General features: G+C 58.9%; 8 protein-coding genes. All 8 read right to left on the bottom strand.

The genetic code is table 11. The features are described from left to right. Nucleotides 1–266: 266 nt before the first annotated feature. The 8 genes from FRW57_RS13240 to FRW57_RS13275 all read right to left on the bottom strand — a co-directional run bounded on the left by FRW57_RS13240 (nucleotide 267) and on the right by FRW57_RS13275 (nucleotide 8,073). Nucleotides 267–1,481, bottom strand: a complete 1,215-nt coding sequence (locus tag FRW57_RS13240) for a CaiB/BaiF CoA transferase family protein (protein WP_152186191.1) — start codon at nucleotides 1,479–1,481, stop codon at nucleotides 267–269. Between the two features lie 167 nt (nucleotides 1,482–1,648). Next, entirely contained in the window at nucleotides 1,649–2,575 is a 927-nt protein-coding gene (locus tag FRW57_RS13245) for an LLM class flavin-dependent oxidoreductase (protein ID WP_162529353.1), read from the bottom strand. 75 nt (nucleotides 2,576–2,650) lie between these two features. Then, the gene (locus FRW57_RS13250; RefSeq protein WP_152186193.1) at nucleotides 2,651–3,217 is read right to left on the bottom strand and encodes a cysteine hydrolase family protein; all 567 of its coding nucleotides are present in this window, start codon (nucleotides 3,215–3,217) and stop codon (nucleotides 2,651–2,653) included. Beyond that, nucleotides 3,214–3,999: an amino acid ABC transporter ATP-binding protein gene (locus tag FRW57_RS13255; RefSeq protein WP_152186194.1), complete on the bottom strand. Its 786-nt coding sequence runs from the start codon at nucleotides 3,997–3,999 to the stop codon at nucleotides 3,214–3,216. Before FRW57_RS13255 ends, FRW57_RS13250 begins: the two co-directional genes overlap by 4 nt. Then, nucleotides 3,992–4,954 (bottom strand): amino acid ABC transporter permease, encoded by a 963-nt coding sequence (locus FRW57_RS13260; RefSeq protein ID WP_152186195.1) that lies wholly within the window; start codon nucleotides 4,952–4,954, stop codon nucleotides 3,992–3,994. Before FRW57_RS13260 ends, FRW57_RS13255 begins: the two co-directional genes overlap by 8 nt. Next, nucleotides 4,951–5,886, bottom strand: coding sequence for an ABC transporter substrate-binding protein (locus FRW57_RS13265; protein WP_152186196.1), 936 nt, complete (start codon nucleotides 5,884–5,886; stop codon nucleotides 4,951–4,953). Before FRW57_RS13265 ends, FRW57_RS13260 begins: the two co-directional genes overlap by 4 nt. Nucleotides 5,887–6,035: 149 nt before the next feature. Further along, complete coding sequence (locus tag FRW57_RS13270; protein WP_152186197.1) at nucleotides 6,036–6,551, bottom strand: tautomerase family protein; 516 nt, start codon at nucleotides 6,549–6,551, stop codon at nucleotides 6,036–6,038. A 772-nt stretch (nucleotides 6,552–7,323) separates the two neighbouring features. After that, the gene (locus FRW57_RS13275; protein ID WP_238999422.1) at nucleotides 7,324–8,073 is read right to left on the bottom strand and encodes a GntR family transcriptional regulator; all 750 of its coding nucleotides are present in this window, start codon (nucleotides 8,071–8,073) and stop codon (nucleotides 7,324–7,326) included. Between the last annotated feature and the right edge of the window lie 531 nt (nucleotides 8,074–8,604).

Here is an 8,604-nt window from a genome sequence, read left to right on the forward strand (position 1 = left end):
ATTGACACCAACCCCGAGGCCAAGTGATGCTCACTCACACCTCCAAGTGGTCCCATGCTCGTGGCAACGAGGTGGTCCCATCACGCTGGCAAGCGACACGCCGGCTAAGGTTTGGCATCGGGCGAAGCTGTCCGTGTGGATCACCTCATCGTGCGGAAGCGACGCATAGCCTGACGAAGCCGGCACACCAGTTCCCGTCTGGCTCAGGGCCTCTGAGCAGCCTCCCCGAGCGTCCCGCGGCGGCGCTGCCAGTCGCACCCCTTGCATCACTTCGGTGGCAAAAGTCGCGTCAGCGGAGGCGCTTTAAAGTCTGTTAACCAGGCACGCACCTCCTCAGTGTTAGCGCCCAAATCAGGAGGGCAGGTCATCTGGGTGGTCAACGGCGGATGGTAACGCACGGGATGTCTAACCTGAGGGCGAAGGTCAGCGCCGTCGCTAAGATGAACTACCGGTTCCAAGCCCAAGCGTTGCGCCAATGCAAATCCATCGGAGAGATCGCCCACGCGTCCGGCTGGAACCTTCGCGTCCGTTAGCCGCTTCTCCCAACTGAGCGCTTCGTCGGTCTCCAGCAGCCCTTCCAATACCGGAACGAGCTCGCCCCGGTGCTCAACCCGCGCCGCATTGGTCGAGAACCGCGGATCGGTGGCCAACTGAGGATCGCCCAACTCCGCTACTAGGCGGGCAAACTGGATATCGTTACCGCAAGCGAGCGCCAAGAGCCCGTCCCGACACTGCAATGTCTCATACGGCGCAATCGACGGGTGAGCGTTTCCCATTCGGCCGGGTGGCATACCGGTCGTGAGGTAGGCCTGCCCTTGATTCGCCATTGCAGCCAGGCAACTCGACAGGAGATCAATTTCTACTCGGCACCCCTCGCCATGTCGGGTACGCGAGGCGAGAGCCGCCAAGATGCCGATGGTCGCATCCTTTCCAGCAAGCACATCGACTAGTGCTACACCTACCTTGTGGGGCTCTCCTTCGGCTTCGCCTGTGACGCTCATTAGCCCGGAGGCGGCCTGAACCAAGAAGTCATAACCCAACAACTCGGCGCCGCCCGCGCGGCCGAAACCTGTAAGAGATGCATAGATGATGCCAGGGTTCGAGCTCCGCACCTGCTCAAATGACAAACCGTACTTGTCCAGTGTTTCTGGCCGGAAGTTCTCGATGAGAACGTCTGCTCTACGCGCCAACTCGACGGCCAATGCCCGGTCACCGTCGTCAAGGAGATCTAGCGTGACACTCCGCTTGCTTCGATTTACCGAATCGAAATACGCAGCAGTCATTCCACTGGCAGGGCCGTCCTCAGTCCGGCGCGGCGGCTTCACCCACGGCGGACCCCACGTCCTCGTATCATCGCCCACGCCTGGCCGCTCGATCTTCACGACGGTCGCCCCTAGATCCGCCAATGTCATAGTACAGGAGGGCCCAGCGAGCACCCTGCTGAAGTCAGCGACCAAGATGCCGTCTAGTGGCGCGCCCATAAACCCCGCCCCTCCTCGACTACGACCATCAATAGCCTCATTCCGCGTTGGCCAGCTGCAATAAAAGAGGATCCGGCGCCAACGATCTCACACACGCTTGAAAGCCCTCACGAGTCGGAGGCCAGGATCAGCTCAGAAGGGCCCTCGGCCAATAAGGTATTAGTCAACTAAAGGCTCGCCAATGCCGGCAATAGCTCTTCTGTCATGCGCTCCACTTGTACTCGGGGTTGCTGGGAGACGGGTCGCAAGGCGAGGTGCGTCACGCCTGCCTTGACAAGCGGCGCGATGAACGAGAGGCACTCTTGCAGTGACCCAACTGCAGCTGACACTTTCAGCTGTTCTGCGGAAGCATTCCTTCTGCCCTCGGATCGGCACGTGACCACCGCATCGTCCATAGCCTCCGCCGAGTTTGCACAGATATTCACGTCCACATACACGCAAATCGGAAAGGAGTCGGCCAGCGTAGAACGGCCCTCTCCTAGTTCCTTCAGGCGGTCAATGCGCTCCTGAAGCTGGTTTGGCGGAAGACCAAACGTCATCCAACCATCTCCCAAACGCGCCACCCTTGCAAGAGATCGCTCCACGACTTCTCGCCTTGCACTGCTAGGAGGGTTCGCCACCATCCAGATTGGAAACGGCCTCTGGACAAAATCGGGTTTCACCAGTCCCGCGCCCTCATAAGACGGCCCTTCACCGCGAGGGTCGCTCGCGGCACGGAGCAACCTGATGCGATCCTCCATACGAGAGACCTTCTCCTTGTGAGTCAGGCCAAAGATCCCTAGTTCGCGCTCGACAGCCTCGCCCTTCGACGGACCGGTGCACGCCGCGAGGGTGAGACGCCCCTCGGATAGCAAGTCGAGACTGGCCAATTGGATTGCCACCTCGAAAGCTGGTCGCAAGCCAAGGCTGGCCATGCAGCCAATTCCAAGCCGTAGCCGCCGCGTTGAGACCGCCAGTGCGGATGTCAACACAACCGACTCGAGACGCGGGACGGTCAGTAATGAATCACCGACCCAAACATAGTCCCAGCGATTCGACTCATCGGCAATCTTGGCAAGATCAATGAGATCGCGTGAAGAGGTCGCGCCCGTCACGACGCCAGCGTTCCCCAACACCAGTCCAAATTCCAACACAGAAAGCCTCACAATCCTCGACGCCTGTCGTCCCAGTCACCCATTTACGTCAAGCGGAGTAGCCCACCCTTCGCCGATTACTTCTGCAACCGTTGTCATCGTCAACTGCGGGAACCGGCGACTCATGAGGTTGAGCGCCTCCTTCTGCTGTTCAACGCTTCCACCACCACACGCGTCCGCCACGACCCGAACGTCCCTCCCAGCGTCAATCGCGGCAAACGCCGTTGCGAGCACGCAGCAATCAGTGGCGACGCCACAGAGAACAATCTCAGAATCAGCAGCAATTTCCGCCTCCAGATCAGCTCCCCATTTCGAAAAGGTAGGCAGTGCGACCGAACGCCGCGCCTGCCAAGGGGCCACCAACTCCCAGATCTCCGGCGAAGCGTTCTCGACGAATTTCCACCGCCTATAGTATTCAAGCCAACTGCCTTCGACTATTTGGGGGGGAACAAACCTGGTGAATACTACCGAGTCCTCAAACTGCGCTACAAGAGATTGCACGCCACGTTGAACACGACCGAAGTCAGTACTTCCCCATGGGCTGCCTGAATCGGCGAACACAACTTGCATATCGATAACGACCAAGGCGGCATCAGACGTCATCGTCGCACCGTACGTGCAAGAAAACTCCTCGTACGCTCATGCCGTGGGCTCCCAAGCACTTCGTCAGGGCCTCCACGCTCCACGACTAGGCCGTCATCCATGAAAACGACGGTATCGGCCACCTCGCGAGCAAATGCCATTTCGTGGGTGACGACAATCATCGTCATTCCCTGCTCGGCCAGCATTCTCATCACCGTGAGTACTTCCCCGACAAGCTCTGGATCAAGCGCGGACGTGGGCTCATCAAATAGCATCAGCTTAGGTTCCATCGCGAGAGCGCGCGCAATTGCCACCCTCTGTTGCTGTCCACCCGACAATTGCCGCGGGTAGTTATCAGCCTTCTCCGCCAGGCCAACCATCGCCAAGAGTTCGTGGGCCCGGTCTACGCTGTCCTGCCGAGACACGCCCTTCACCAGCCTGGGTGCTTCGATGATGTTCTCCACGACGTTCATGTGTGGAAATAGGTTGAAGTTCTGAAAGACCATCCCGATCATCGAGCGCTGTTGACACAACTGGCGGACACTGATCTCTCGCAGCACCTCGCCGTGCTTCTCATATCCGATGAGTTCGCTATCTAGAGTGATCCGCCCGCTGTCGAGGACCTCCAGGTGGTTTATACATCGGAGCAGGGTGCTCTTGCCAGAGCCAGAGGGCCCGAGCAAACATGCGACCTCGCCCCGTGCAACCTCGAGCGAGACTCCCTTGAGCACTTCCAAGGAGCCGAAGCTCTTTCGCAAATCGCGTGCCTCAAGGAAAGATGCGTGGCGGGAATTCTCATGCATGCCGGACGCTCCCTCGCGTCACAACCGCGTGTATTAGTCTGCCCCAACGTCCTCGGGTATCTGAAGCACTCCCACGTTCACCTCGCGAGAAGTGTTGTTCCACCTTAACCTGCGCGAGGGAAAGCACTGTTGTTAAGATGAGGTACCAGACTGAAGCAACTATAAGCAGGGGGATGGTCTGGAAAGTTACGTTGTAGATGGTTTGTACGGAATATAGAAGCTCGTGTAATGCCACGATGCTAGCTAAAGATGTGTACTTCAGCATTCCAATAGTTTGATTGCCCGTCGCTGGTATGATGGAACGCATAGCTTGCGGTAGAACGATCCGCCGCATTCCTTGCCACGGCCTCAGCCCGAGGGCCCTTACCGCGTCGTCCTGCCCTCGGTCCACCGAGAGTATTCCTCCGCGGACAATTTCTGCCATGTATGCGCCCTCATTGAGGCCGAGGCCTAACATGGCCGCAATGAAGGGAGTAACTAAGGCGTTTGTTGAAGCGGACCAGAATGCTGGGCCGCCGAACGGGATGCCGAGTGATATTTGCGGGAAAAGAGTCGCGAGATTGAACCAGAATATGAGCTGCACCAGTGCTGGGGTTCCCCGGAAGAACCATATGAAGGTGGTTGACGCTACAGTCATCACGGGGTTCCCAGACAAGCGCATTATGGCTAAGAGGACGCCCAGCAAGGCGCCGGCTACCATAGTTAGCGCGGTAAGCAGCAGGGTCATCCAAAGCCCCTGCAAGACTGTGCCATCGAGGAAGTAGTGCCAAACGGTTCCCCAGTCGTACGCGGGGTTCGTGACAAGTTGGTAGATCACCCAGGCGGCCGCGATTGAAACCACCGCAGCGCCAATCCATCGTCCCACCATCCTTCTTGGGACAACCCGGATCTCGTCTTCGCCGTGGGCGATAACTGCTACCCCTAGCGTGGTGCTCTTACCATCCTGCTGCGTCATAGGCCCCGGCCGTCATTGATCGTGGCTTTGGTGAGCATGTTATCTGCCCTGACGTTGTATTTTTTGTAGAGTTTTGCGTACGTCCCATCGTCGATCATCGATTGGAGGGCACTCTGGACTGCTCTCGTTAGCTCGTCGTTACCCTTTTTAATCACGATGCCCGCCCTCTGGCTCGGCGAAGGCACCTTCCCGGGTATAACTTCGAGGTTTGTGTGCGTGCTCTTCGACATGTAAACGCCCACCGCGTTATCTGTCAGGAACCCTTCCGCACGTCCACTAGAAACAGCAAGAATTGTAGCGGCGCTTTCCGGCACGGTGACGAACTTGATCTTCTTCTTACCGTCCGCAACGCACTTGGCTGAGATATCCTGCGCTATTGCGACCTGGCTGCTGCCTTGTGTGAGCGCCAGACTATGGCCACAGAGATCATTCGGGGCGATACCTGTCGTGCCCTTCTTTACGAGGAGAGCCAAGCCTGTATCGTAGTAGTCAACGAATTGCGCTTCTTTTCGGCGCTCCGCCGTATCGGCCAACTCGTTTACCGCAATATCAAAACGGCCGGTCGCGACACCGGGGACTAGGGTTGGGAACTGCACGTCAGTGATCTGTGGTGTCAGTCCAAGCCTCTTTGCAATGCCCTGGGTCAACTCGATGTCAAGCCCCGTGGGCTTGCCATCACTACCCTTGTAGCCAAAGGGTGGCCACTGCAATGAAGTCGCAATCCGAAGAACGCCTGACTTCCGCGTTTTGTCGGGAAGCAGTTTGGCGGCCGCGGCCTGAACGGAGTCTGAGTTCCCTGCCGGGTTATCCGTTCCTGAAGGTGCCGCGGTCTTTGCGGAACCTCCGCCGCACCCTGCGAGGATCATTGACGACGCAACCGCGATCATCATGATCTTCGAACGCCCGACTGGGGAACTTGCCTTCTGGTGCATTGTCCCTGCCTTCTGTGCCGGCTAGCGCCGATCCTTCAATTGGAGTTCATTCCTTGGAGGTGTGCTATAAGGGCCCGATTTGCTGCCGTGGACGCATGCTTTAGTGGGTAAGGGCCCCACGGTGCCCGGCGAAGAGGTCGACGTGGTGACTACGCGTTCCAAACGTCAACAACGTCGCCGTGAAAGGTTTCCGCAGCAAGTTCCGAGACAAATTCCTTGGCCTCCACGCGGAGCTGTGTCTCGCGCGGATTTGCCGTGTACTCCTCCTGCGCCGCTGAGTCCCGCCACTTGTTGATAATGACGTAGGTATCCGGGTCTTCTGTCGTGAGCAGGGTGGAGCCCAGGAAACCATCGTGTGATGCCATAAAGGGATAAACAGAGTGTCGGCGCCACGCGAGGTACTCACTGTGCTTGTCGGACTGAATTTTGATTCTGCTCACGGAGACGAAGGCTGCTTCAGGCTTGTTGGGCGGTGGCGCCTGACGTGCGGATGTCAGGCGCGGTCCGACAGCCCAGTCGGACTTCTCGACATCCGTGAAGACTACGTGCACCCCTTCCCGAGACGTCCCTGCCGTCTCAGCCACAAGGTCGGTGACGCCTCGGGCGATGAAGCCCTTCACGGTCTCGTCGCGGCCGGGATACATCTTGATCTCAACAATGGGCATCTGTGTACGTCCTCAAGGGAGTTGACGGATAGTGCGGCACGTTGAGTCACCGCCAAACTGGATATTGGCTACGATCTACGAGGGCGCAGGGGTTGTCAAGCGATTCGGGAGAAGTTCTGCGACGATCCCTCGGGTGGGGCATGCCGGCGACCGCGATCATGTGAATTGGACGCGCTCGGCCCACAAGTGCTGTTGCAAGCACGTCGACACTACGAGCATCCCCCCGTCGGTGCAGCGCGGGCCGGAAGCCGGACTTGTGCGCGAGCGCGTGATTAGGAGCGCGCCCTACCCGACCGACTAATCGCTCACGGTCGGCGCCGCCCCGGTGTGCCGTCCACACGAGACAGCCGAAAGCGTTCCGGATCCGCCGGCCAGGCCACCTTGGCCCCCTGACTCGGGTACTTTGATGCGTTAGCCGGTCGGGCAATCAACGCGAGGTCATCACAGAACCGCCGCGGTTGCCACCGCGTTCATCGCCCGCCGGATGTTGGAGGTGTTCGTTGTGGAAGTGCCGGTACCTCTGCCCCCCGGCCGGCGACCCACAGGAAGGAAGCTGGCCGCCAGCTTGCACGTGGCTCACCACGAGTCGGCCGCCGCGCGATATGAGCGGCGACGCTCCATCCGTGACGTCGGGATCCCCTCGATGCATTTGGCCGGACGAGGCCTCCATACCTAAGGGCCAGCGGATACGCATCCCCGGGGGGCGACGATAGGCAGAATCCGACCGGCCCCGCTCTTCAGTCCGTCGCGATAGCGGCAGAGGGGTGCGCAATCAAACCTCGTTGCGCTCACGATCAGGTGACAACAATTGGGTGAGCGCGTCGATGGCATTATCCCTGTGGGTGTCCAACGCACGGGTGAGACTAATAGGATCCTTGGCTCTTAGAGCAGCAAGGATCTCTTGGTGCTCTATATGCACCCGGTGGGCACGCTCGCGATCATTCTTATCACCGTAGTAGATCGCACGGTATGCGTCGGTCGCGTCCCACAGCGACCTGACTATCTTGCTAATGCGAGGCAGTTCTGCACTATCGATCAGCGTAAAATGAAATAGGCGATTTGCCGTGACCATTGCAAGAATATCCCCTGCTGCGGCTGCCGCTTGGACAGCCTCGTCGTGGCCATTCATCGTTGCAATCACATGCTGGTCTAGCGTCTTCATAGCCTCCAAGGCTGCACGATCCTCAAGCAGCTGACGGATCAAATAAACTTCTTGAAGATCCGATGTAGACAGATCAACAACAGAATACCCTCGATTTGGTGTTGCTACGACTAAACCTTCACCCTGCAAGATGTTGAACGCTTCGCGGAGAGGCACGCGACTGACGCCAAGCCACTGCGCTAGCGTCTCTTGCCGCAGCGGCCGTCCGGGGGGCAGCTTCCCGGTCACGATAGCCCTACGCAGTTCGTCAAGGACGTATTCTTGAGTGGAGGGAGGGCGCTGCACGTCCAAGAGTCCGTCGCTGGCCAAATCTCCGGAAATTCGTGCAGGCGACTTTGCCGTCCCGCCGCGGTCAGCCACCTAAGCACTCCTCTGCCTTCATTTACATGAAATTTCACATGAGTTCAACGGTTTGACCACCCAACTCACGTGGCTCCGGAACAGTCGGCCAAGCCCCGGGGGACGTATGGTAGCCGATATCTTGCTGTAGTTTGGCATGCCGTTTTGGGGACGGCGTCGACAATCGTGCCGCGGATGGCTGAGCGCCGAGATGGTCTGGGTCTGAACTGGTACGGCTCTCGCGTTGCTGTAGCCAGCACTGCGGTAAGCCTAGCGCTTGCTGGTACGCCGAGTAGCGCCGCCTCCCGGGCTGCTATGCGCGGTGGTACGCCGTCGCGGTGGCGCGCGCCTCGTGCTGGAAGCGGCTCCGGTCCTCCTTAGGGTGACGATGGGCAGGTCGAGGAGCTCTGTCATGTGAAGGCGCATGTTCCGTCGGCAGGTCTCCGCCCAGCGTGTCGGCGGCGATCGAAAATTGGTCGGTTCCGGCGCCTGAAAAGTGGACAGTTTTGGTGAGTCTATGACTCGTTGTCTGCTGTGGTGGTGCGGATGCTC

This window comes from Segeticoccus rhizosphaerae, assembly GCF_009192725.1.
Taxonomy (GTDB): Bacteria; Actinomycetota; Actinomycetes; order Actinomycetales; family Dermatophilaceae; genus Segeticoccus; species Segeticoccus rhizosphaerae.

Excerpts from the sequence above, each read along its gene's own strand:
- FRW57_RS13255 (WP_152186194.1), bottom strand. The coding sequence starts at position 3,999 with ATGCATGAGAATTCCCGCCACGCATCTTTCCTTGAGGCACGCGATTTG.
- FRW57_RS13260 (WP_152186195.1), bottom strand. The coding sequence starts at position 4,954 with ATGACGCAGCAGGATGGTAAGAGCACCACGCTAGGGGTAGCAGTTATC.
- FRW57_RS13250 (WP_152186193.1), bottom strand. The coding sequence starts at position 3,217 with ATGACGTCTGATGCCGCCTTGGTCGTTATCGATATGCAAGTTGTGTTC.
- FRW57_RS13240 (WP_152186191.1), bottom strand. The coding sequence starts at position 1,481 with ATGGGCGCGCCACTAGACGGCATCTTGGTCGCTGACTTCAGCAGGGTG.
- FRW57_RS13270 (WP_152186197.1), bottom strand. The coding sequence starts at position 6,551 with ATGCCCATTGTTGAGATCAAGATGTATCCCGGCCGCGACGAGACCGTG.
- FRW57_RS13265 (WP_152186196.1), bottom strand. The coding sequence starts at position 5,886 with ATGCACCAGAAGGCAAGTTCCCCAGTCGGGCGTTCGAAGATCATGATG.